Raw genomic sequence first — 23,146 nt, 5'->3', positions numbered from 1 at the left:
GCATGAAGACCCAGGCAGTCGTCTCTCAGCCCTCTGCGGTGCCAGGTTCGCCGCTGCTTCAGGTCAGCGGCGCGCTGCTGGGTATTATTGCCTTTATTCTCGTTGCAGCCTGGCTGGCTAAACGCGTGGGACTGGCGGGCAAAACCGCCGGTGCCCGCGGGCTGAAGCTGGCTGCCAGCACCTCGCTGGGCCCGCGTGAGCGCGTGGTGATCGTTGAAGTGGAAGACGCCCGGCTGGTGTTGGGTGTGACCGCCTCAAACATTAATATTCTGCATAAATTGCCGCCTGCGCCGGTCTCTGAGGAGAGTCGCACAGAGGTTCCACAGGATTTTCAGTCCGTGATGAAGAGTTTGCTTAAGCGTTCCGGGAGATCGTGATGCGCCGTTTGTTATCCCTTACGCTTGCCGGGGTTGGCCTGTTCGCTCCCGCCGTGTATGCCCAGCTGCCTGGCCTGATCTCCACGCCAATGGCCAATGGCGGTCAGAGCTGGTCTCTGCCGGTTCAGACGCTGGTGTTTATCACCTCGCTGACCTTTATCCCGGCGATTCTGCTGATGATGACCAGCTTCACCCGCATCATCATCGTCTTCGGTCTGCTGCGAAACGCCCTGGGTACCCCCTCCGCGCCGCCTAACCAGGTGCTGCTCGGTCTCTCCCTGTTTTTGACCTTTTTCATTATGTCGCCGGTGATCGACAAGATTTATACCGACGCCTATCAGCCATTCAGCGAAGAGAAGATCTCCATGCAGGAGGCGCTGGAAAAAGGGGCGCAACCGCTGCGGGAATTTATGCTGCGTCAGACCCGCGAAGCTGACCTGGCGCTGTTTGCCCGTCTGGCGAACGCCGGGCCGATCCAGGGGCCGGAGGCGGTGCCGATGCGCATTCTGCTGCCCGCTTACGTTACCAGCGAGCTGAAAACCGCCTTCCAGATTGGTTTTACGATCTTCATTCCGTTTTTGATTATCGATCTGGTGATCGCCAGCGTCCTGATGGCGCTGGGGATGATGATGGTGCCGCCTGCAACCATCGCCCTGCCCTTCAAGCTGATGCTCTTTGTCCTGGTGGACGGCTGGCAGCTGCTGGTGGGGTCGCTGGCACAAAGTTTCTACAGTTAAGGAGCGCCCGGTGACGCCAGAATCGGTCATGATGATGGGCACGGAAGCGATGAAAGTCGCCATTTCCGTTGCCGCTCCCCTGCTGCTGGTGGCGCTGGTCACCGGTCTGATTATCAGTATCCTGCAGGCCGCCACGCAGATTAACGAGATGACGCTGTCATTTATCCCGAAAATCATCGCCGTGTTTGTGGCGATCATCATCGCCGGGCCGTGGATGCTGAACCTGCTGCTGGATTACATGCGCAATCTGTTCACCAACCTGCCCTATATCATCGGCTAGGCATGCTGCAGGTTACCAGCATCCAATGGCTTGAGTGGCTCGGCCTCTACTTCTGGCCGCTCCTGCGCATCCTGGCGCTGATCTCTACCGCGCCGATCCTGAGCGAGCGGGCGATCCCCAAGCGGGTCAAGATTGGCCTGGCTATTCTTATCACTATCATCGTGGCCCCGACGCTGCCGCCGGTAAATGTCCCGATTTTCTCCGCGCCGGCGCTGTGGGTCGCGCTCCAGCAGATCCTGATTGGCGTTGCCATTGGCTTTACGATGCAGTTTGCCTTTGCCGCCGTGCGTACCGCCGGGGAGCTGATTGGCCTGCAGATGGGTCTCTCCTTCGCCACCTTCTTTGACCCGGGCAGCCGGCTGAACATGCCGATCATCGCCCGTATCATCGACCTGCTGGCGATGCTGCTGTTTATGGCCTTCGACGGGCATCTGTGGCTGATTTCGATGCTGGTGGATACTTTCCACACCCTGCCGATTGGCGGTGAACCGGTAAACAGTAACGCCTTTATGGCCCTGACCCGCGCGGCCGGGCTGATTTTCCTCAACGGGCTGATGCTGGCGCTGCCGCTGATTACCCTGCTCCTGATCGTCAACCTGGCGTTGGGTTTACTCAATCGTATGGCGCCGCAGTTGTCGGTGTTTGTCATTGGTTTCCCAATCACCCTTACCATTGGCCTTCTGCTTATCGGCCTCTTAATGCCGCTTATTGCGCCATTCTGCGAACATTTATTCAGTGAAATATTTAATCTGCTGGCCAATATTGTGCGCGAATTTTCGGTAATGACTCCAACTTACTGATAGTGTTTTATGTTCAGATAATGCCCGATGACCTTGTCATGAAGCTCCACCGATTTTGAGAACGACAGTGACTTCCGTCCCAGCCTTGCCAGATGTTGTCTCAGATTCAGGTTATGTCGCTCAATGCGCTGAGTGTAACGCTTGCTGATAACGTGCAGCTTTCCCTTCAGGCGTGATTCGTACAGCGGCCAGCCATCCGTCATCCATACCACGACCTCAAAGGCCGACAGCAGGCTCAGAAGACGCTCCAGTGTGGCCAGAGTGCGTTCACCGAAGACGTGCGCCACAACCGTCCTCCGTATCCTGTCATACGCGTAAAACAGCCAGCGCTGACGTGATTTAGCACCGACGTAGCCCCACTGTTCGTCCATTTCAGCGCAGACAATCACATCACTGCCCGGTTGTATGCGCGAGGTTACCGACTGCGGCCTGAGTTTTTTAAGTGACGTAAAACCGTGTTGAGGCCAACGCCCATAATGCGTGCACTGGCGCGACATCCGACGCCATTCATGGCCATATCAATGATTTTCTGGTGCGTACCGGGCTGAGAGGCGGTGTAAGTGAACTGTAGTTGCCATGTTTTACGGCAATGAGAGCAGAGATAGCGCTGATGTCCGGCAGTGCTTTTGCCGTTACGCACCACGCCTTCAGTAGCGGAGCAGGAAGGACATCTGATGGAAATGGAAGCCACGCAAGCACCTTAAAATCACCATCATACACTAAATCAGTAAGTTGGCAGCATTACCCGAATTTTCTGTGAAGTAATAACCCCTGTTTTTTATATTGTCTTTCTGAGGATATTCCTAAAAAAGAAAACGAGAAACATCTGCCAGGATATATCTGGAGCGGGTTTAATGCTTTTATACTCCTCACATTATTCAACATTTACTTTACTTTAAGATGTTTCCTGGCAAATTATACGTAACTTTACGGGATAGTGAGTTTGCCTGAAAGTCCATGTAATGCTCACAGGTAATTTATTTTTCCATCCCGTTTGGCTGTTATAGAGCTCTCAGGCAGGTGGTTAATTATCGTTATGCATTGAGTGAGGGTATGCCATGTCAACGATCATTATGGATTTATGCAGTTACACCCGGCTAGGGTTAACCGGGTATCTGGCCAGCAGAGGAGTAAAGAAAAAAGAGATCAACGACGTACATACGGTAGACGAGCTTGCCGCCGCATGTGACACCTTTACGCCAGGTGTGGTGTTTATTAATGAGGACTGTTTCATTCACGATCCCGCCAACAGTCAGCAAATAAAGCAGATCATTAATCAGCATCCCGGCACCCTGTTTATTGTTTTTATGGCTATAGCCAATATCCATTTCGATGAATATTTGCGGGTGCGTCAGAATCTTCTGATTAGTTCGAAATCTATTAAACCGGAATCGCTGGATGAACTGATCGGGGATTATTTAAACAAAGAGATAAAGAGTGTAGCCGAATTTAATTTTCCCACTTTATCATTAAGCCGAACTGAATCCAGCATGCTACGAATGTGGATGGCCGGACAAGGAACGATCCAGATTTCAGACCAGATGAATATCAAGGCGAAAACCGTATCGTCACATAAAGGAAATATTAAAAGGAAGATAAAAACGCATAATAAGCAAGTGATCTATCATGTCGTTCGTCTGACCGACAATGTGACCAACGGAATTTACGTTAATCTGCGTTAACCCCTTCCCTTTTTTGCTACGCAATCCGATCTCTGGCTATGCCAGAGATTTTTCATTTTGGCCGCGCCAGCTCACGCCAGCCGACACGCATGTTACTCGACGCTCTCAACGAAAATGCCGTCAGGGTGGCCGTACTCGTTAAAGAACCAGATCCCGAGCGGGTAGTCTTCCAGCGAGACCAGATACATCGTGCCTTCATTAAACTGCTCAACTGCCAGTACCACCCCCGGGCGACGCGGCCCGCCGTCGGTTTTCACTGTAACCCGATCGTTGACGTTCATAAAATCCTCCTCTGGTTTTGAGCCAGTGTAGAACAAAACGTGAAAACTGGCAGCGTGCTGCTGCGCGATTGCCGCTTTTATCGGCGGTCTATACTTAAAGCTGTTAAGGGTAAACGAGGAGTACGCAATGAAGACCGAAAAAGAGTACAGCGAAACGGCTAAACGGGAAGTGAATGTTGATGTGGATGCCTTGCTCGCCGCGATCAATGAAATCAGCGAGAGCGAAGTACAGCGCATAGAGGATGACCCCACAAGGGTGAGAGTGAACGACCGGGATTACCACACCTGGCGCGAACTGGCAGAAGCCTTTGAGCTGGATATCCATGATTTCAGCGTAACGGAAGTAAATCGCTGAGGCGAAAAAAATCCCGGTCATGGGGTGACCGGGATGAAGCTTGCGTATGCAAGAAGCACTTGTAAATTCGTTACACCAGGAAATCTGATGTCGGGTAAACATTATCTGCAAATTTTTTGTAAGACAAGGAAATATTCTTCACATTTATAGTCGCCAGCTGAAATTAAAATATTGGTTATGGTTCCCCAACTGGCGTGGGCCGCGGGGTGCGCGGGATCGGTTCCATAAGAACATCGTTTTACAGGTCTGGCTTTTAAGAAAAATCCTATCAAGGACCTTTATCTGTTACGGGAGATGCTATGCCTTCACTTGATGATCCGTTGCTCATCTATAGCGATCTGGACGGCACATTGCTGGATATTCACACCTATGACTGGCAGCCCGCACTTGGCTGGCTGGAGACCTTACAGGACCATCAGATCCCGGTGATTCTTTGCAGCAGCAAAACCGCGGCGGAGATGCTGGAGATCCAGAGCGATCTGGGGCTGGAGGGGTTGCCCTTTATTGCCGAAAACGGCGCGGTGATCCAGCTGGATGTCCGCTGGGATAACCATCCCAACGCCCCACGGTTAATCAATGGCGCTTCCCATGCCGATATCGTTAACATCCTCAATCAGCTCCGCACCCGGGAAGGTTATAAATTCACCACTTTTGATGATGTGGACGAGCGGGTCATTGGCGAATGGACCGGGCTTAATAATGCGCGCGCGGGGCTGGCGAAACTGCATGAAGCCTCGGTAACGCTCATCTGGCGCGACAGCGATGAAAGAATGGTCGCGTTTGAGGAGGCGCTGGCCGGGCTGGGGCTGAAATTTGTTCAGGGCGCGCGGTTCTGGCACGTCCTGGATGAGCGCGGCGGCAAAGATCAGGCGATTAACTGGCTCAACGAGCAGTACCTGGATCGCGAAGGCGCGCTTCCCACTACCCTCGGCTTGGGTGACGGGCCAAACGACGCCCCGCTGCTGGATAGCGTCGATTTTGCGGTGGTAGTTAAAGGCATTAATCGCCAGGGTATCACGCTCAAAAACGACAACCCGGCACGGGTCTACCATACTCACCAGCCTGGCCCTGCAGGCTGGCGTGAAGCGCTGGATCACTTCTTCTCATCCTGACCCACAACCTGATTGCGTCCTCGCTGCTTCGCCTGGTAAAGCCGGGCGTCGGCGATGGACTGCAGCTGTTCAAAATCGTAATGGCCGTTTTCCTGCGCACTGCTGACGCCAATCGACACGCTAACCCGCGTCGTCTGGCTCTTTTTCACCAGGATCTCCCGGCGATTGATGCGCTCGCGGATCCGCTCGGCAATCGCCATCGCCTGCTCCGGCCCGGTGTCCGGTAACACAACGCAGAACTCTTCTCCCCCGGGCCGCCCGGCAACGTCTGTCTCCCGTATCGTACGGGTGATCAATCCGGCCGTATGCGTCAGCACTTTATCCCCCGCCTGGTGACCAAATCTGTCGTTAATCCGTTTGAAATGGTCAAGGTCCATCTGCATTACCGAGTAAGGCTGCTTTTGCTGTTCACACCGCTTCGCCAGCACTTTAGCCCGCTCAAAGAGCGCGCCACGGTTATTTATGCGGGTCAGCGGATCGTGCCAGGCCTGCCACTGCAGCGAGTGTTGCAGGCGGTACATATTGCTGACCATCCGGCGGATGACAAACCACGAGCCAACCAGCATGGCGGTGAAAAGCAGCCACAGCAGCGCCAGCGCGATAGTAATGCTGCCGAAATCGCCATTCGCCCCTTCTCTCAGGGTGTGGATGCGCAGCACAAGACCATTAAAATGATCCAGATGATGCCAGTTGACGTAGCGGCTCCCCAGACGGATATCCCCTTCGGTATCCTTTTCCAGAGCAGCGGCAATTTGCGCCCGCTCGCGCTCGTCGAAATGGTTCACGTTGTCAGCAACACTCTCCGACGTGGCAAGCAGGTTAAAGCCTTTATCATAGAGCTGGAACTCTCCTTCACCGTTGCCGTCTACCGCATCCTGCAGCAGTTTATTCAGCCCGGGGAGGGTAAAGTCTAACGCCAGCGCGCCGTACCAGTAGTGTTGATAATCAACCGGCACGCTGACGGTAACGGTGCGTTCGTCCGCATCATGGGTAAACCAGCGCACGCTGCGGGTCCGGTTCTCACGCTCCGATTGCCCGGTGTACCAGGGGCTGGTCACCAGCTGATAGTAGCGGGATACCACATCCGCGGCCCAGTCGGCGGGATCGGTCGAGACGTAAAACCCGGCGCGGGAGACATAGACCACGCGCTTCGCGTGTGCCGCTGGAGAATTAATACGCAGCAAATAGCCCATTTCAAAGGTGGCGCTCAGCTCCTTTGCGAGCCGCTCCTCGTCGCGTCTCAGGCTGGTGGTTTGCTCCACAAAGGCATCAGACACGCCGTTTATGGGTAAGGTGCGCCGCGCGTCGAAGGTCAGCTGCCAGAACGTTTGTTCCTGCAGATCTTTAAAATGGGCGACGGAATTACGCAACAGCGTCGAGGCGAGAGGGGCTTCCAGAGCATCGTCCATGCCGTTGCGAAAGAACAACAGCTTTTCCACGCTGAACTCAAGCTGGCGATCCAGTGAATTGGCCACCGTCTCCAGATGGTTTTTCTGGCTGGCGGCGTACGCATCCTCCAGCACCACGGCTTCACGCCAAGTCAACAGCGTGGAGAAGATGAGGACGACAATAAAGCAGATGTTAACAACCCGGCCCGGATGAAAGCGATGTTGTGCCGTAAAAGCCTCTTTTCCTGAAACGATGTCGTGCTTCACACACACTCCGCGAAAGCTACCTTTGCCATCCGTATGACGTCAAAGCCTGACTGATTTTGCTATGTTACTGCTGTTGGCGCGATTATAACCTACAAAAACGCCCGGCAGTGCCGGGCGTAGCGTGACTTAAGCCTTGTCCTGTCGCCGGGTGCCATCACCATGCTGAAGCTCATCTTCACGAAACGCTTCCTGCTTGATGCCGTAACCGTCGTACCAGCGACACTCTACCATTCCGCTTGCATAGCCGGTGACGACCATACTTGGACCGCCATTTTTAGGCTTAACTTCATCGCTGACCAGAAAGACCATAACCGCCTCCTTTATCAGTGTGAAACTGTATCAATTTAGACGAGGAATAGCAGTTACGCCTGGTATAGCTGCAATTTATTAATGCGAGCGACCTCGCATTTTTTCCACAACTTTTACCACTCCGACGACGATGAGGCCAATGATAAAGCCGAGAACCAGATTGAGTAATGTCGGTAAAATGGCTGCGATAACAGCTCCTTGCGCCTCAGCAAAGTGTTCAATGGCATGATGCAGCGGCGCAATACCGTGCACCACAATCCCGCCGCCGACCAGGAACATCGCCAGGGTGCCAATCACCGACAATGACTTCATCAGCCAGGGCGCTATCACCAGCAGCGCTTTGCCGGTCGTCTTCGCCAGCGCATTACCCTTTTCGTTCAGCCAGTAGCCGATATCGTCCAGTTTGACGATAAGCCCTACCAGACCGTAAACCCCAATGGTCACCAGAACGGCGATCCCGGAGAGCACCAGCACCTGATTCAGCAGCGGCGCATCCGCCACGATACCCAGGGTGATGGCGACAATTTCCGCCGACAGAATAAAGTCAGTACGAATAGCCCCCTTCACCTTATCGCGCTCAAACGCAACGGGATCCTTTGCAGCCAGCGCTTCCAGGCGCTGCTGCCGCGCGGCCGGGGACTCCTTCTCCTTATCTTTACGCGATTCGATAGAGTGAAGGATTTTCTCTGCCCCTTCAAAACAGAGAAACGCCCCGCCGATCATCAGCAGCGGCGTAATGGCCCACGGGATAAAGGCGCTGATCAGCAGCGCCAGCGGCACGAGGATCACTTTATTGAGTAACGATCCCTTCGCCACGGCCCAGACCACGGGCAGCTCCCGGTTGGCACGCACGCCCGTCACCTGCTGAGCGTTTAACGACAAATCGTCACCCAGCACGCCTGCGGTTTTTTTCGCCGCCAGTTTTCCCATCAGTGAAATATCGTCCAGCAGCGTGGCGATATCATCCAGCAGTGTTAATAAGCTACTTCCCGCCAAAATAAGGTTCCTTCTTTTTGTTAATTACCACAACAGTATGGAGTAAAACCGCCAACCTCGAAACCACCCCGTATATGTCAACAAATTCTTCACATCATCGACACAATTAAAGGACTCGCCAGCGTGATAGTTTTCACGTTAACTATATGCCACCTTTTTAATACGCCGTGAGGGAGTATGCGTTTCAGGCAAGTCTTACCATTAGCGGGCGCCCTGTTTGCGCTCTATATCATCTGGGGCTCCACCTATTTCGTCATCCGCATTGGGGTGGAAAGCTGGCCGCCCCTGTTGATGGCGGGGGTGCGTTTCCTCTCTGCGGGAGCGCTGCTGCTGGCGTTTCTTCTCCTGCGCGGCCATAAACTGCCGCCGCTGCGTCCGTTGCTCAATGCCGCCCTGATTGGCATCCTGTTGTTGGCGGTGGGTAATGGCTTTGTCACCGTCGCCGAGCATCAGAATGTGCCATCCGGTATCGCCGCGGTGGTGGTGGCCACCGTTCCGCTGTTCACCCTCTGCTTCAGCCGTCTTTTTGGCATCAAAACGCGCAAGCTGGAGTGGCTGGGGATCGCCATCGGGATGGCGGGCATTATTCTGCTCAACAGCGGCGGTAATCTCAGCGGCAATCCCTGGGGAGCGGTGTTGATCCTGATTGGCTCGATGAGCTGGGCGTTTGGTTCGGTCTACGGCTCGCGTATTGAACTGCCCTCCGGGATGATGGCCGGCGCCATTGAGATGGTTACCGCCGGGCTCGTGCTGCTGGCGGCATCCCTGCTGTCGGGGGAGAAAGTGACCGCCCTGCCCGACCTCTCAGGGTGGCTGGCGGTGGGCTATCTGGCGATTTTCGGCTCGGTGATCGCGATTAACGCCTATATGTTCCTGATCCGCAATGTCTCACCGGCGGTCGCCACCAGCTATGCCTATGTGAATCCGGTGGTGGCCGTCCTGTTGGGCACGGGTCTTGGCGGGGAATCGCTCTCGGCAATAGAGTGGCTGGCGCTGGGGATTATTATTATGGCGGTGGTGCTGGTGACGCTCGGCAAGTACCTGCTGCCAGCAAAACCGGTGGTTACCTCTTGTCAGGCGGAGAAACCGTAAGCGGGCGAATGCCCTGCGTGTCGATCTGCGCGGTGTTACCGCCGCTGCAGATCCACTCTTCCAGCCGCTCCGTGAGCGCCCTGTCATCGAGCTTCATTCTGCCGCGCAGCGCGCACTCCCACACCACCAGTACCCGCCAGCCCTGCTCCTGCAACAGGGTGATATCCCGCGCGTCGCGCACGACGTTTTTACCAATTTTGTCCAGCCAGAAATCGGTGCGGGTCGCCGGGACTTTAAACAGATAGCAGTCGTGACGATGCCAGAAACAGCCGTGGGTAAAGATCACACACTTATGGCTGTCGATGACAAAATCAGGCCGTCCGGCAAGGGCGGCATCCTGCACGCGAAACTCAAAACCGACCTCCGTAAGCAGGCCGGCCAGCCGTTTTTCGATAGCCGTATCCCGCGTGCCGATGGCGCGCATATTTTTACTGCGGGTGGCCTTATTGTGAACGTCCGCCATTCGCGGCCTCAGCCTTGCGTTTCTCAACTGCCTGCAAAATGCGTGACTCCAGCAACCGGGCAACGGCTGCAAAAGCTGGCACGACCACCGAATTACCAAACTGGCGATAGGCCTGAGTATCCGATACCGGAATGCGGAAGCCGTAGCCCTGCGGGGTTTCAAATCCCATCAGTCGCGCGCACTCCCGCGGCGTCAAACGGCGCGGACGGTGGCGCTGGTTTTCGGCATCATCGAAATCGCGCTCGCCAAGGGCCTTATCCCAGCCACGGTCAATCAGGATCTCGGCGCCATCTTTGTAATAGCGTGCCGACAGCGTGCGGGCGACGCTGTGCGGGTTGGTGGGATCGACCATGCCAAAACCAAAACCGTTGCCCTTCGCCTGATGCTTTTTGGCATAGCGATATAGATACTTCCACAGCACCGGGGTGAGAATGAATTTGGCGTCCACCACGGGCTCAAGCAGATCGGCAATGGTCGGGCGGCGGGTCGGCCACAGCCCCGGGAGATCCCGCAGCGTAAAATTACCGCGCAGGTTGAGATCGCGACGAAAGCCCACCAGCACTATGCGCTCGCGGTGCTGCGGCAGAAAATGTTTACCGTCAACGATCTTAGGATCGTCCGGACCGCTGTCAGCGGCATCTGCCACGTCATACCCCAGCTCATCCAGGGTCTGCATAATGATGCGGAACGTTTTGCCCCCGTCGTGGCTCTTCAGGTTTTTGACATTTTCCAGCACGAAGATGGCCGGGCGGCGGGCATCGATAATGCGCGCCACATCGAAGAAGAGCGTTCCCTGGGTATCGCAGGCAAAACCGTGCGCACGGCCCAGCGCGTTCTTTTTCGACACCCCCGCCAGAGAAAACGGCTGGCACGGGAAGCCCGCGAGCAGGACGTCATGGGCGGGAATGTTGTCACGAATGTGCTGCGCCGCCTCTTCGTCCGTCACACCGCTCTGGTTGCTAAGCGTTACTTCGCGAATATCTTCGTTGAACTGATGCGCGTCAGGATCGCAATACCAGTTGGCTTTATAGGTACGCACCGCGTGTTTGTTCCATTCGCTGGTAAACACGCACTGTCCGCCAATCGCCTCAAAGCCGTGGCGAATACCGCCGATACCGGCGAAGAGATCGACAAAGCGGAAAGCATAGTGAGGATGACAGGCTGGCGGACGAGGCAGCAGGTTTCGCAATACGCTATATTCGCCGTCGCTGAAACGCCGCCCTGCCCGCTCACTGGTCACCAGCCGTTTAATGATTGCCGGGCTCCAGTGACTCTCGCCCTGAGCATTCAGCAGATGTGCCAGCGTTCTGGCATCGTAAATTTCCAGCAGCTGGCACAATAACGCCTGAACTGACGCCGTTGATTTTTCTGCCAGCAAAAGCGCGGACTCCATCACTGATACATTTTCCTGCATACATTTAACCGGACCAAAAGGGGTTAACAGAGAGTAACACAGAAAGACTTTACAGACTTTCCCGGAAACGCTGTAACACCGCACCGTCGGTGCCTTCGTAATCACCGCGTAGTTCGGCACTCAGCCGGGCCATAAACTGGATTAAAAAGTCAGCGCTCTGCCGCGCCAGCGCACGCCCTGCGGCGGTTTGCATCGTCTGCGGCAGACGAAGCAATTTGGTCTGAAAATGGTCAAGCGCAAAGGCGCGGTCGTTCAGCTCGCGCTCATCGGCAAAGGGATCTTCCGGGTCGAAAAGAGGCACACCCAGCGCGCCAGAGACGGCAAACACACGTGCCAGGCCAATCGCACCCAGGGCTTCCAGCCTGTCAGCATCCTGCACGATTTTCGCTTCCAGCGTGCGCGGCGCAATGCCGGCACTGAAGCTGTGCGCTTCGATAGCATGTTGAACGGCGGCGTAACGCGCGGCAGGAAAATCGGCAAAGTCTTCATGCAGGATGGCGATCGTTTTGTCCGCTGCCAGCTGCGACGAGCGGCCTCGCTGCGGATGATTTTTCGGCAGGCTGACAATATCGTGAAAATAACAGGCGGCCAGGATCGCCAGCGCATCGACCGGCTGGTCTGCCATCAGCCGTTTTGCGGTGTTCCAGACACGACGGAAATGGGAGATATCATGGGCAGTATCATCGCTGGCGTGATGCGCCGTCAGCCAGTTTTCAAAGCGTTGCTGCCACTGCACAAGTTCCATAGCGCTTTCCATAAAGTGAAAAGCTGTACAATAGCAATTCTTTACCGATCTGACATTTCACGCGGCCGGGTATACCAGGCAATGCTACCGAGGATCGCCCCCACAACACTCAGCACCAGAAAGCCGCACAGGCCTCCCAGCCACTTGCCGGCTGTTGAGCCGGGATCGCATTGAATCATCGAACCTGATACTGAACTGACTTTACTGACGACCCACACATAGCGCGCCATCGCCCAGAGGAAGTAGCCGCAAAAGGCATAAAAGACCCACAGTGCAAGTTTGCCTCCCAGGCTGCGAACGTTTTTCTTTGCCATGTTGTCCTCTCAGCGCAGCAACACCACTACATTCACACCAATAATATAAAATGTGAAATAAATCACATTTTTCTATGTAATGCACTCTTCTGCACAGATTTTATGCTGTTAATTTGCGTTAAGTTGATCTTACGCAATTTTTAAGCGTGCCTGTTTATTGCGCTGCTTCGCTTATGCGCGAATGAGAGGAAGCAGGAAAGCAATTATATTGCGCTATTTTTTCACTCTCTTTATCCAGATAAACCTGTTTTCTCACGCTTATAATTGTGCAATCATAACGACGTTATGAGCTTTTTTGTCGTTTCATGATTAAACACCCTTAAATTACCCTTATCTTAGCCCGATAATATTATCGGGCTTTTTTTATCCCCTTCTCTCCTCCGCGCAAACATAAATCAACCCAATAAGTTTATACAACCAATAACTCACTGATATAAATATCAATAATCATCGCCTATATTTATTTAAAATTAATAAAATAAACATATAAAGACATTCATATTAATATTTTGAAATAATCTAAATAATTTAATTACATTTATTTTTAAACGGCAAAAACCCGCCCTGAAATAGTATTACCCCTGTAACCCGGAGGGGGTTACGTATATTCATGAAGAAAATACATACAAAGGAATATATAATGAAAAGAAAAGTTCTGGCAGTTCTTGTCCCTGTTTTATTATGCGCTGGCGCGGCTAATGCGGCAGAGATCTACAACAAGGACGGCAATAAATTCGACCTGTACGGAAAAATGGTCGGCGAGCGTATCTGGGACAAGACCGATGATAGCAACAGCGAGAATGCCGATACCTCCTATGCCCGTTTTGGTATCAAAGGCGAAACGCAGATTAGCAACCAGCTGACCGGTTACGGACAGTTTGAATACAACCTGAACGCCAGCACCCCGGAAGGCGAGCAGGATGAGAGCACCCGTCTGGCGTTCGCAGGCCTGAAATTCGGTGACTATGGTTCGTTCGACTATGGCCGTAACTACGGCGTAGCGTACGATGCAGGTGCGTACACCGATATGCTGGTGGAATGGGGCGGTGACTCCTGGGTTCACACCGATAACTTTATGACTCAGCGTACCACCGGCGTGGCGACCTATCGCAACACCGACTTCTTCGGCGCCGTTGAGGGTCTGGATTTTGCCCTGCAGTACCAGGGTAAAAACAACGATCGTGATATGAAAAAATCCAACGGTGACGGCTACAGCACTTCGCTGGCCTACAACTTCGATGGCTTCGGCTTCGTAGGTGTATACGGTAAGTCTGACCGTACCAACAGGCAGGCTGCTGACGGCTACGGCGATACCGCAGAAATCTGGTCACTGGCAGCGAAGTATGATGCTAACAACCTCTATGCTGCGGTGATGTACGGTGAAACCCGTAACATGACCTGGGCGGGAGATGCCGGTTTCGCTAACAAAACCCGCAACGTCGAAGCCGTGGTGCAGTACCAGTTCGATTTCGGCCTGCGTCCTTCTCTGGGCTACGTCTACTCCCAGGGTAAAGACCTGTATGCACGTAACGGCCATGGCGGCGTAGATGCCGATCTGGTGAACTATGTTGAACTGGGTACCTGGTACTACTTCAACAAAAACATGAACGTTTATACTGCATACAAATTCAACCTGCTGGATGAAGATGAAGCAGGCATTACTGGCGCACATGCTGACGACCAGTTCGCACTGGGTATCGTTTACCAGTTCTGATTGAGATCGCCAAACGCTCTTAAGCCCGCTGCAAAGCGGGCTTTTTGCTTTCTGTCGCCGCCAGATTTACATCGCTTTTACAAATCCCGCCCATCAGCGATAATGCCCCCCTTTCTCTCTTTGCCGGAGTTTCAATGCGCGATTTGCCGCCCCTTCCCCTCACGCACAAGCGCCCAATGAAACTGAACACGCTGGTCACGCTGATGGTGTACGGTGTAACGGGTGCAATATTACTGGTGATTTTTGTTCTCTATTTTGCACAAATCACCCGCGCCACCCGTGATGGCGTGCGGGATACCGCCCTCGCCGTCGCCAGAACCCTGGCCGACAGCCCGGAGGTGATCCGCGGCTTATCCCTCCCGCCGGAGAGCAACATTATTCAGCCTGTCGCCATGGCAGTGATGCAGCGTAATAATCTGCTGTTTGCCGTCGTCACCAATATGCAGGGGATCCGCTATTCTCATCCCAACAGTGCCCTGCTCGGTAAAGCCTTTATTGGGGCCGATCTGCGGCCTGCGCTGAAGGATAAAGAGAATGTCGCCATCAATCATGGCGTGCTCGACGAGGCGCTGCGCGTATTTACGCCTGTTTATAACGCACATCATCAGCAAATTGGTGTCGTTGCCGTGGGGATCTCACTGAATAAAGTGGAGCAGCAGATCGCCCGCAATCGCTGGGATGCCATCTGGCTGGTGCTGTTCAGCGCGCTGCTGGGGGCGCTCGGCGCCTGGGGGCTGGTGCGGATGCTTAAGCGCATTCTGTTTGGGCTGGAGCCCTATCAAATCTCAGCCCTGCTGGAGCAACGTCAGGCGATGCTGCACTCCCTGCGCGAAGGGGTGATCGCCGTAGATCAGCAGGGGCGTGTAACAATGGTCAACCATGCCGCCCGGCAGATCCTGAATATCAGCGCCAGCAGCAAAGCCCTGCACGAGGAACCGCTGCTGGCAAACCTGCGCGAGGTGTTGCGTAGCGGCATGGCTCGCCAGGACCAGGAGCTCAACTGCCACGGCAGGTTATTGCTCTGCAATACCTTGCCCGTCAGGAGCGATAATCAGCTGATGGGTGCCATCACCACGTTTCGTGATAAGACGGAGATTAGCCAGCTCCTGCAACGGCTGGACGGTATGGTGAACTATCTGGATGCGCTGCGCAGCCACTCCCATGAGTTTATGAACAAGCTGCATGTGATACTTGGGCTGCTGCATATGAAGCACTATGCCAGACTGGAAGAGTATGTCCTGTCGACCGCCAACGCCTGGCAGACCGATGTCGGCACGCTACAGCGCAACATCAAATCGCCGGTGGTGGCAGGATTTTTGCTGGGTAAAATCAATCGTGCCAGAGAGCTGGGGTTTCGCCTGACGCTCTCCGATGCCAGTCAGGTACCGGATAATCCCAATGCGCAGCAGGTCGCTGGGCTGATTACCGTGCTGGGTAATCTGATTGAAAATGCGCTTGATGCTATGACTGGCCAGCCCGAGGGCGAAATCGGTCTGCTGCTGCACTATCAGCAGGGCTGGCTTAGCGCCGAGGTGAGCGACGATGGTCCGGGTATCGCCCCGGAACATCTGCACGCCATTTTTAGCAAAGGGTTTTCGACTAAAGGGGAAAACCGAGGGGTGGGGTTATACCTGGCCCGTCAGCAGATCGAGAATCTGGGCGGAGAGATCGCCGTTGAATCGGAACCGGGCGTATTTACCCAGTTTTTTGTGCAACTCCCCTGGGAGAGTGAAAGGAATAGCGCGTGATACATGTTTTAATTGTTGATGACGATGCCATGGTGGCCGATCTTAACCGCCAGTACGTCAACCGGGTTGAGGGTTTTTGCTGCTGCGGCGTAGCCACTTCCCTGGCAGAAGCCGGGGCCATACTTCACTCCCCTGCCCGGCAGATTGACCTGATCCTGCTGGATGTTTACATGCAGCACGACAATGGCCTGAGCCTGCTGCCGGTTATCCGGGCATCCGGGCGCAAAACCGACGTCATTATGATCACCTCGGCCTCTGATGGTGCCACCATTCAGATGGCCATGCACTATGGCGTGGTGGACTACCTGATCAAACCGTTTCAGTTCCCGCGTTTCGAAGAGGCACTAAAGGGCTGGCGTGAAAAAAAGCAGCTGATGGAAGCGCATCAGTATTATGACCAGGCTGATGTTGACCGGCTTCTGCGTGGCGGTGCACCGGCGCTGGCAGACAGCCGTCGCCTGCCGAAAGGGTTAACTCCGCAGACGCTGCGTACGCTTTGCCTCTGGATTGATGCGCATCCGGAAACGGAGTTCTCCACCGACGAACTGGCTGGCGCAGTTAATATCTCGCGGGTATCCTGCCGCAAATACCTGATTTGGCTGGCGCAGGTCAATATTTTGCATACCAGCATTCACTACGGCGCGACCGGTCGGCCGGTCTATCGCTATCGCTTGCGGCCCGAGCAGATTGCCCTGCTCAGACAGTATTGCCACCAGGAGTAATACATGCACTTCAACCTCTTCGGATAAACATCCTGATTTAGCTCACATATATTGTCTTGAGGCAGTAAAGGGCTATTACTCCACATAAGTGGAATGATAAGGTAGCCAGCGTAAAAGATCTCTGACGAGAAAACGTGCGGAAAATGTGACGGAAGAGGCTGCGTGGCGGAGAGAGGGGGATTTGAACCCCCGGTAGAGTTACCCCTACTCCGGTTTTCGAGACCGGTCCGTTCAGCCGCTCCGGCATCTCTCCGTTTTGATGTTGCCATCATGCCGGGTAATTTGGCATTTTAACAGACCATAACCGTTCAATTTTGTTCAAGTGACGAGTTTGCGAGCAAAGCGATGATTAAGTGGCCCTGGAAATCGAATGAATCCGCCCGAAGCGCGGCGCTGCCGTGGGAAGAGGCCCTGGCGATCCCCGTCCTGTCTACTTTATCAGATGAGGATAAATCGCGTCTGGTACAGCTTGCCATACGGTTCTTACAGCAAAAACGCCTGGTTCCCTTGCAGGGTTTTGAGCTCGACGATCGCAAGAGCACCCGCATTGCCCTGCTCTTTTGCCTGCCGGTACTGCAGCTGGGTATCGAGTGGCTGGACGGTTTTCATGAAGTTCTGATCTATCCGGCACCTTTTGTAGTGGATGACGAATGGGAGGATGAGATCGGGCTGGTGCACAATCAGCGGATGGTGCAGTCCGGTCAAAGCTGGCAGCAAGGGCCGATTATCCTCAACTGGCTGGATATTCAGGACTCGTTCGATGCGTCCGGTTTCAACCTCATCATTCATGAAGTGGCCCACAAACTGGATACCCGTAACGGCGATCGCGCCAGCGGCGTTCCCTTTATTCCCCTGCGTGAAGTGGCAGGCTGGGAGCACGACCTGCACGCCGCCATGAACAATATTCAGGATGAGATCGATCTGGTGGGCGAAAGCGCGGCCAGTATCGACGCCTATGCTGCCACCGATCCCGCCGAGTGCTTTGCGGTATTGTCGGAATATTTCTTCAGCGCACCCGAACTTTTCGCTCCACGCTTCCCGGCCCTGTGGCAGCGTTTTTGCCACTTTTACCAGCAGGACCCGCTACAGCGTTTACGTGAAAATGAAGGACCTGGCGAAGATTCCGCCGTGCAAGTACACTAAAACAGCAGGTTGTGTCATAATTAATCAATTGAATCAGTGCGTTGAATTTAGTGTTGACACAAAATAGCGAGGCCATTAATATGCGCCTCGTTCAAACGATTCCTCTGTAGTTCAGTCGGTAGAACGGCGGACTGTTAATCCGTATGTCACTGGTTCGAGTCCAGTCAGAGGAGCCAAATTTAAGAAGCCCGCTTAAGGAAACTTAAGCGGGCTTTTTGCTATTTCTCACCGTTAAAACCCCGCATCGCAGGGTTAATCTGGCTATATCTGGTAGTCAATCGCCACCTCTTCCGGCTCCATGACCTGACGTTTGATCTCCTCTACCGACAGCCCGGCGTTGCAGAGTTCGATAAAGCGCCAGACATAGTTGCGCTGCAACTGCCCTCGCTTAAGCCCGAGCCACACGGTGTTGGCATCGAAAAGATGACGGGTATCAAGACGCACCAGGCTCCCCTGTTCGTGCTCGCCGCCGGACTGTTCCGCCACCAGCCCGATACCCAGCCCGAGCTCGACGTAGGTCTTAATCACGTCGGAGTCCTGGGCGCTGAGCACCACATCCGGCGTCAGCCCTTTACGGTTGAATGCCTCATCAATGCGTGACCGCCCGGTGATACCCTGGCGATAGGTGATTAAGGGCCATTTTGCGATAGCCTCAAGTGTCAACGGAGAGACCTGCGTCAGCGGATGATCGGGCGGCAGCAGCAGGCTGTGATGCCAGCGAAACCACGGGAACGCCGCCAGCAGCGGATCGTTGCTTAAGCGTTCGCTGGCGATGCCAATATCCGCCCCGCCGTTTTGCAACAGCACCTCAATCTCCTGGGGCGTACCCTGAATCAGCTCCAGGCGCACATCCGGGAACAGCTCCCGAAACGCCTTGATCACCGGCGGCAGGCTGTAGCGGGCCTGAGTGTGGGTGGTCGCGATAGTCAACACGCCGGTGGCGTCATTGGTAAAGAGATCTGCCAGACGGCGCACGTTGCTGGCTTCATTGAGAATACGTTCGGCGATGGTCAACAGCGCTTTGCCGGGCTCGGTCATTCCCAGCAGACGTTTGCCGCGACGAATGAAGATCTCAATGCCCAGCTCCTCTTCCAGCTCGCGGATATGGCGACTGACGCCCGACTGAGAGGTATAGAGCATGTTGGCGACCTCGGTCAGGTTGTAATCCCGACGGGCCGCCTCACGGATAATTTTAAGCTGCTGGAAATTCACGGTTCACTCCGGCGAAACTGACATGACGCTATTGTTAAAGTGCGTCCGCCGTGTAAACAAATAATAAAAATCCGCAACTTATGCTTTTATGGAATATTAGCTGACCAGCTGCAGCTCGCGATTCTCCAGCGACGGGCGGCTCACCAGCGACATCAGGATCTCTTTCACCGCCTGCGCCTGCGGTGACAGCGAGCCGCGGGCCGAGACGTTAAGCGATAACGGCAGGCTCATGGACGGCGAGCTGATTCTCGCCATCCAGCCGTTAGCGGCACTGGAGAGCGATCGCGCAGCCGATTCCGGCAATACCGTCACCCCCATTCCGCTGGCAATGGCCGCGGTCAGGGTTGAGATGGAGTCGATCTCGCCAATGATTTTCGCCGTCAGACGGCGCAGCGAGAAGGCTTCATCGACGCGCAAACGCACGGCGCTATAATCACGCGGTAAGAACAGATTCATCTCGGCCACCGCCGTTAAATCGACGCTCTGACCCGGGCAATCCCGCGTCCCTACCAGATAGAGATCTTCTTTCAGCACCGGCTGGCTGGTGATCCCCGCCACAGGAGAACGATCGTAGAGCACCGCCATATCCAGCTGTCCGCTGAGTAATTTGTCGTTCAGCGCCGCGCCGCTGTTTTCATGCAGGTAGACCAGTACTTCCGGCAGCTCTGCGCGCACCGCCTGTAATAACGGCATGGTTACAGACGAGGCCGCCGTACCCGGTGCCAGGCCAATCGAAACCTGGCCGGTCAACGTCTGCCCGACATTGCCCACCGCCAGCTGCGCCTGTTCACACTGGCGCAAAATAGTGCGTGCATGGGTATAAAGGATCTTGCCTGCTTCGGTAGGAGTCACGCCGCGTTTCGTGCGGATCAACAGTTGCTGATCGAGTTCACCTTCCAGAGTGGCCACCTGCTGGCTCAGTGCCGGCTGTGCGATGTGTAACACTTCAGCGGCCTGGGTCAGGCTGCCGATATCGACGATTTTTACGAAGTATTTCAGTCGTCTTAAGTTCATGTTGCCCCCTGTACGAAATGCGTTGCCGGTTCCGGCGCGAATGTACAGAGGGTTTTGCAAGATGCTTGCCAGTTTTGAAAAGAGGTCCGATATGTCCGCTAAGCGGCTGAAAATAAGGAAATCCAATTGCTGCCGTCGCTTTTTAAAGTGAAACAGCGGTTTATGATCTGCCCCATTCGGGGTATATCCGCACCAAAAACGTGCAATCCGCTGGGGAAAACATCACTTTGCTGATTTTGTCAGCAAACGAGTCAAAGAGAGAAGATCACCCTTTGACAACGGTGACCCACGTCGATAATATGCGCCCCGTTCACACGATTCCTCTGTAGTTCAGTCGGTAGAACGGCGGACTGTTAATCCGTATGTCACTGGTTCGAGTCCAGTCAGAGGAGCCAAATTTAAAAAGCCTGCTTTAAAAGCAGGCTTTTTGCTTTTCTGAGTCGTTACTGAGAAATAGTCACCAGCGGCGTATGCACCGCTCCGCTCACGTTCACCGGCATCCCCGACCGACGCTCCAGCGCCCCGTCAACCTTCACGGCATCCACATCCGCACCGTTGAGCTGCGCGCGCAGTCCTGCCGTCATGGGCAGCGGGACTCTGTTGGTAGACTCAAATTCCGCGCGATTACGCGACAGCGGCTCATGCACTTCGACCCAACGACTGCCGTCCGGCTCGGTGGTGACTTTAACCGGCTGATCGATAAGCTGCACGCGCGTTCCGACCGGGACATTGTCGAAGAGGTATTTGATATCGTCGTTGCGCAGACGAATGCAGCCCTGGCTCACGCGCAGCCCGATACCAAAGTTTGAATTGGTGCCATGAATTGCGTACAGCCTGCCGATATAGAGCGCATACAGCCCCATCGGGTTGTCCGGCCCGGCGGGCACAAACGCGGGCAGAGTCTTGCCTTCTTTGGCGTAGGCCCGACGGGTGTTTGGGGTTGGCGTCCAGGTGGGCCCGTCCTGCTTGCGCTCGACGGCGGTTACCCAGTTACGCGGCGTCTCGCGCCCGGCTTCGCCGATACCGATGGGGAAGATCTCAACGGTGCTGCCCCCTGGCGGGTAATAATAGAGGCGCATCTCCGCCACGTTAACCACAATCCCCTCACGCACGGTTGCGGGGAGGATCAGCTGTTGCGGCACTACCAGCTGTGTTCCGGGTTGAGGCAAAAACGGATCAACGCCCGGATTCGCCTCCAGCATATTACTGAGCCCCTGCCCGTACTGGGCCGCAAACGCCTCCAGCGGCAGTTTGTTGTCATGTGGAACGGTGATCACCTGCGAGGCCCCCACCAGACGACTCCCTTCAGGCGGCAACGGATAACTCACCGCCAGCGCACTCTGACTGACCAATAAAGCAGCAATAAAGCCTAACTTCATCATACGACGCATTATTCCCTTCCTCTGTCGCTCCGCGTATCTGACAAGCATAGCCTTGTTGCTGCGTTTATAGCCAGTTAACAAACCATCATTTCTATGAATATCAACCGTTTACCTCACGCGGGGATAAAATCGTTTTCACCCGTCCGCTGTCGCGGTAGTCTCATATCCGTCGCCGTTTTCAGGGCGACCGCAACGTGAGCGATATTCTTTCTAATACCTATAAAAAAATAACGTCAGACAGGATCACTATGGATACCACCCTCGCCTCCTCGTCCCCCGACGGGGCTATACCATCGCTGCATCGCGCGCGCCGCGCGGCCCTCGGCAGTTTTGCCGGTGCGGTAGTCGACTGGTACGATTTTTTGCTCTACGGCATTACCGCCGCGCTGGTTTTTAACCGTGAATTTTTCCCGCAGATTAGTCCGGCGATGGGCACGCTCGCCGCCTTTGCCACCTTTGGCGTCGGTTTTTTATTCCGTCCTTTGGGCGGGGTGATCTTCGGTCATTTCGGCGACAAGCTGGGCCGTAAGCGAATGCTGATGCTGACGGTCTGGATGATGGGCATCGCCACGGCGCTGATTGGTCTCCTCCCCTCTTTTGCCGTTATTGGCTGGTGGGCGCCGGTTCTGCTGGTGACCCTGCGCGCTGTGCAGGGCTTTGCCGTCGGCGGCGAATGGGGCGGCGCGGCGCTGCTGTCTGTTGAAAATGCCCCGGCGCGGAAAAAAGCCTTCTATAGCAGCGGCGTACAGGTGGGTTATGGCGTAGGTCTGTTGCTCTCTACCGGGCTGGTATCGCTGATCAGCACGCTGACCACCGACGAACAGTTCCTGAGCTGGGGCTGGCGTATCCCGTTCCTGTTCAGCATTGTGCTGGTGCTGGGGGCACTGTGGGTGCGTAACAGGATGGATGAGTCTGCCGAGTTCGAGCAGCAGCGGCAACAACCTGCAGAGAAGCGTCGCCTGCCGGTGATGGACGCGCTGATCCGTCATCCGGGGGCGTTTTTGAAAATTATCGCCCTGCGCCTGTGCGAGCTGCTGACCATGTATATCGTCACGGCTTTTGCGCTGAGTTACTCCACCCAAAACCTCGGCCTGCCCCGGGAGCTGTTTTTAAATATCGGCCTGCTGGTGGGCGGCATCAGTTGTCTCACTATTCCCTGCTTCGCCTGGCTGGCGGATCGGTTTGGCCGCCGTCGGGTCTATATCACCGGGGCGTTAACGGGCGCATTGAGCACCTTCCCGTTCTTTATGGCCCTCGAAGCCCAGTCCGTTTTCTGGATTGTGGTGTTCGCCATTTTGCTGGCGAATATCGCCCATGACATGGTGGTGTGTGTCCAGCAGCCGATGTTTACTGAGATGTTTGGCGCGAGTTACCGCTACAGTGGCGCTGGGGTTGGCTATCAGGTGGCGAGCGTGGTAGGGGGCGGTTTTACGCCGTTTATTGCCGCCGCGCTGGTAACTTTCTCCGGCGGTGACTGGCACAGCGTGGCGATCTACCTGCTGGCCGGGTGCCTGCTCTCCGCCGCCACCTGCCTGGTGATGAAACCGGCCGCTACCTGATCTCACTTTTGTTTCACATACAGGTGACATACTATCGGGT

25 protein-coding genes and 3 tRNA genes are annotated in these 23,146 nt (G+C 54.9%); 15 read left to right on the top strand and 13 right to left on the bottom strand.

Annotated features, from left to right (window positions below; translation table 11 throughout):
* The first annotated feature begins 2 nt into the window (after window positions 1-2).
* The 4 genes from fliO to fliR are packed head-to-tail and all read left to right on the top strand — an operon-like array spanning window position 3 to window position 2,194.
* Window positions 3-377: a flagellar biosynthetic protein FliO gene (gene fliO / locus DVA44_RS08255; protein WP_103180151.1), complete on the top strand. Its 375-nt coding sequence runs from the start codon at window positions 3-5 to the stop codon at window positions 375-377.
* Window positions 377-1,114, top strand: a complete 738-nt coding sequence (fliP, locus tag DVA44_RS08250; RefSeq protein ID WP_103180152.1) for a flagellar type III secretion system pore protein FliP — start codon at window positions 377-379, stop codon at window positions 1,112-1,114. The genes fliO and fliP overlap by 1 nt, the downstream gene beginning before the upstream one ends.
* Window positions 1,115-1,124: 10 nt before the next feature.
* On the top strand, window positions 1,125-1,394 hold the full coding sequence (gene fliQ / locus DVA44_RS08245; RefSeq protein WP_032612271.1) for a flagellar biosynthesis protein FliQ: 270 nt from the start codon (window positions 1,125-1,127) through the stop codon (window positions 1,392-1,394).
* A gap of 2 nt (window positions 1,395-1,396) precedes the next feature.
* Window positions 1,397-2,194, top strand: a complete 798-nt coding sequence (fliR, locus tag DVA44_RS08240) for a flagellar biosynthetic protein FliR (RefSeq protein WP_114386205.1) — start codon at window positions 1,397-1,399, stop codon at window positions 2,192-2,194.
* Here fliR and DVA44_RS08235 read toward each other — a convergent pair.
* Window positions 2,188-2,885, bottom strand: a protein-coding gene (locus DVA44_RS08235) for an IS1 family transposase (RefSeq protein WP_094106546.1) whose coding sequence is annotated in 2 segments (ribosomal slippage) — window positions 2,188-2,636 and window positions 2,636-2,885 — 699 coding nt in all. Because the reading frame shifts where the segments join, the coding sequence is not laid out codon by codon here. The two genes, fliR and DVA44_RS08235, sit on opposite strands and share 7 nt — an antisense overlap.
* 367 nt (window positions 2,886-3,252) lie before the next feature.
* On the opposite strand from DVA44_RS08235, the gene rcsA reads away from it, so the two are divergent.
* Window positions 3,253-3,876 (top strand): transcriptional regulator RcsA, encoded by a 624-nt coding sequence (gene rcsA, locus DVA44_RS08230; RefSeq protein ID WP_103822454.1) that lies wholly within the window; start codon window positions 3,253-3,255, stop codon window positions 3,874-3,876.
* A gap of 92 nt (window positions 3,877-3,968) precedes the next feature.
* On the opposite strand, the gene dsrB is transcribed toward rcsA, so the two are convergent.
* Window positions 3,969-4,157, bottom strand: coding sequence for a protein DsrB (gene dsrB / locus DVA44_RS25870; protein ID WP_197080098.1), 189 nt, complete (start codon window positions 4,155-4,157; stop codon window positions 3,969-3,971).
* A 127-nt stretch (window positions 4,158-4,284) separates the two neighbouring features.
* Here dsrB and yodD point away from each other — a divergent pair, with 127 nt between their 5' ends.
* Both yodD and DVA44_RS08215 read left to right on the top strand, forming a co-directional pair.
* Window positions 4,285-4,512, top strand: coding sequence for a YodD family peroxide/acid resistance protein (yodD, locus tag DVA44_RS08220; RefSeq protein ID WP_103822455.1), 228 nt, complete (start codon window positions 4,285-4,287; stop codon window positions 4,510-4,512).
* Window positions 4,513-4,811: 299 nt separating this feature from the next.
* Window positions 4,812-5,624, top strand: coding sequence for a mannosyl-3-phosphoglycerate phosphatase-related protein (locus DVA44_RS08215; protein ID WP_114386204.1), 813 nt, complete (start codon window positions 4,812-4,814; stop codon window positions 5,622-5,624).
* On the opposite strand, the gene dgcQ is transcribed toward DVA44_RS08215, so the two are convergent.
* The 3 genes from dgcQ to DVA44_RS08200 all read right to left on the bottom strand — a co-directional run bounded on the left by dgcQ (window position 5,606) and on the right by DVA44_RS08200 (window position 8,584).
* The gene (dgcQ, locus tag DVA44_RS08210; RefSeq protein WP_246843606.1) at window positions 5,606-7,279 is read right to left on the bottom strand and encodes a cellulose biosynthesis regulator diguanylate cyclase DgcQ; all 1,674 of its coding nucleotides are present in this window, start codon (window positions 7,277-7,279) and stop codon (window positions 5,606-5,608) included. The two genes, DVA44_RS08215 and dgcQ, sit on opposite strands and share 19 nt — an antisense overlap.
* Before the next feature lie 126 nt (window positions 7,280-7,405).
* Window positions 7,406-7,588: a YodC family protein gene (locus DVA44_RS08205; RefSeq protein ID WP_103822458.1), complete on the bottom strand. Its 183-nt coding sequence runs from the start codon at window positions 7,586-7,588 to the stop codon at window positions 7,406-7,408.
* A 78-nt stretch (window positions 7,589-7,666) separates the two neighbouring features.
* Window positions 7,667-8,584 (bottom strand): DUF808 domain-containing protein, encoded by a 918-nt coding sequence (locus DVA44_RS08200; RefSeq protein WP_103822459.1) that lies wholly within the window; start codon window positions 8,582-8,584, stop codon window positions 7,667-7,669.
* A 177-nt stretch (window positions 8,585-8,761) separates the two neighbouring features.
* Here DVA44_RS08200 and yedA point away from each other — a divergent pair, with 177 nt between their 5' ends.
* Window positions 8,762-9,676 carry a drug/metabolite exporter YedA gene (yedA, locus tag DVA44_RS08195; RefSeq protein WP_114386200.1) on the top strand — a complete coding sequence of 305 codons (915 nt, stop codon included), beginning with the start codon at window positions 8,762-8,764 and terminating at the stop codon, window positions 9,674-9,676.
* Here the strand turns inward: yedA and DVA44_RS08190 are convergent.
* From DVA44_RS08190 to drpB, 4 genes are read right to left on the bottom strand one after another with little or no spacing between them, the layout of a single operon-like run.
* Entirely contained in the window at window positions 9,648-10,139 is a 492-nt protein-coding gene (locus tag DVA44_RS08190; protein WP_114314549.1) for a very short patch repair endonuclease, read from the bottom strand. The genes yedA and DVA44_RS08190 overlap by 29 nt on opposite strands.
* Entirely contained in the window at window positions 10,120-11,553 is a 1,434-nt protein-coding gene (locus DVA44_RS08185) for a DNA cytosine methyltransferase (protein WP_168194465.1), read from the bottom strand. The genes DVA44_RS08190 and DVA44_RS08185 overlap by 20 nt, the downstream gene beginning before the upstream one ends.
* 49 nt (window positions 11,554-11,602) lie before the next feature.
* A complete protein-coding gene (locus DVA44_RS08180; RefSeq protein ID WP_114386198.1) occupies window positions 11,603-12,298 on the bottom strand; it encodes a phosphohydrolase in 696 nt (231 codons plus the stop codon).
* A gap of 41 nt (window positions 12,299-12,339) precedes the next feature.
* Window positions 12,340-12,612 (bottom strand): cell division protein DrpB, encoded by a 273-nt coding sequence (gene drpB / locus DVA44_RS08175; protein ID WP_103822463.1) that lies wholly within the window; start codon window positions 12,610-12,612, stop codon window positions 12,340-12,342.
* 640 nt (window positions 12,613-13,252) lie between these two features.
* Between drpB and DVA44_RS08170 the strand changes: the two genes are divergently transcribed.
* From DVA44_RS08170 to dcuR, 3 genes are all read left to right on the top strand, one after another.
* The gene (locus tag DVA44_RS08170) at window positions 13,253-14,326 is read left to right on the top strand and encodes a porin (RefSeq protein ID WP_114386196.1); all 1,074 of its coding nucleotides are present in this window, start codon (window positions 13,253-13,255) and stop codon (window positions 14,324-14,326) included.
* A 134-nt stretch (window positions 14,327-14,460) separates the two neighbouring features.
* Entirely contained in the window at window positions 14,461-16,074 is a 1,614-nt protein-coding gene (locus DVA44_RS08165) for a sensor histidine kinase (RefSeq protein WP_114386194.1), read from the top strand.
* Window positions 16,071-16,796: a two-component system response regulator DcuR gene (dcuR, locus tag DVA44_RS08160; protein ID WP_114386192.1), complete on the top strand. Its 726-nt coding sequence runs from the start codon at window positions 16,071-16,073 to the stop codon at window positions 16,794-16,796. The genes DVA44_RS08165 and dcuR overlap by 4 nt, the downstream gene beginning before the upstream one ends.
* Window positions 16,797-16,959: 163 nt before the next feature.
* Here dcuR and DVA44_RS08155 read toward each other — a convergent pair.
* A tRNA-Ser gene (locus DVA44_RS08155) sits at window positions 16,960-17,049 on the bottom strand.
* A 92-nt stretch (window positions 17,050-17,141) separates the two neighbouring features.
* On the opposite strand from DVA44_RS08155, the gene mtfA reads away from it, so the two are divergent.
* Window positions 17,142-17,939, top strand: coding sequence for a DgsA anti-repressor MtfA (gene mtfA / locus DVA44_RS08150; protein ID WP_103822467.1), 798 nt, complete (start codon window positions 17,142-17,144; stop codon window positions 17,937-17,939).
* A gap of 100 nt (window positions 17,940-18,039) precedes the next feature.
* Window positions 18,040-18,115, top strand: a tRNA-Asn gene (locus DVA44_RS08145).
* 85 nt (window positions 18,116-18,200) lie between these two features.
* Here DVA44_RS08145 and cbl read toward each other — a convergent pair.
* Both cbl and nac read right to left on the bottom strand, forming a co-directional pair.
* Window positions 18,201-19,151, bottom strand: coding sequence for an HTH-type transcriptional regulator Cbl (cbl, locus tag DVA44_RS08140; protein ID WP_114386190.1), 951 nt, complete (start codon window positions 19,149-19,151; stop codon window positions 18,201-18,203).
* Between the two features lie 96 nt (window positions 19,152-19,247).
* Window positions 19,248-20,165, bottom strand: coding sequence for a nitrogen assimilation transcriptional regulator NAC (nac, locus tag DVA44_RS08135; RefSeq protein ID WP_103180170.1), 918 nt, complete (start codon window positions 20,163-20,165; stop codon window positions 19,248-19,250).
* Between the two features lie 319 nt (window positions 20,166-20,484).
* On the opposite strand from nac, the gene DVA44_RS08130 reads away from it, so the two are divergent.
* Window positions 20,485-20,560 (top strand) — tRNA-Asn (locus DVA44_RS08130).
* Window positions 20,561-20,608: 48 nt separating this feature from the next.
* On the opposite strand, the gene ldtA is transcribed toward DVA44_RS08130, so the two are convergent.
* Entirely contained in the window at window positions 20,609-21,556 is a 948-nt protein-coding gene (gene ldtA, locus DVA44_RS08125; protein WP_114314541.1) for a L,D-transpeptidase, read from the bottom strand.
* 239 nt (window positions 21,557-21,795) lie between these two features.
* On the opposite strand from ldtA, the gene shiA reads away from it, so the two are divergent.
* On the top strand, window positions 21,796-23,106 hold the full coding sequence (gene shiA / locus DVA44_RS08120) for a shikimate transporter (protein ID WP_114386188.1): 1,311 nt from the start codon (window positions 21,796-21,798) through the stop codon (window positions 23,104-23,106).
* Window positions 23,107-23,146: the final 40 nt, after the last annotated feature.

This window comes from Leclercia sp. W17 (assembly GCF_003336325.1).
Taxonomy (GTDB): domain Bacteria; phylum Pseudomonadota; class Gammaproteobacteria; order Enterobacterales; family Enterobacteriaceae; genus Enterobacter.
Note: the sequence above shows the minus strand (reverse complement) of the source record. Positions and strands in the feature narration are given on the sequence as shown.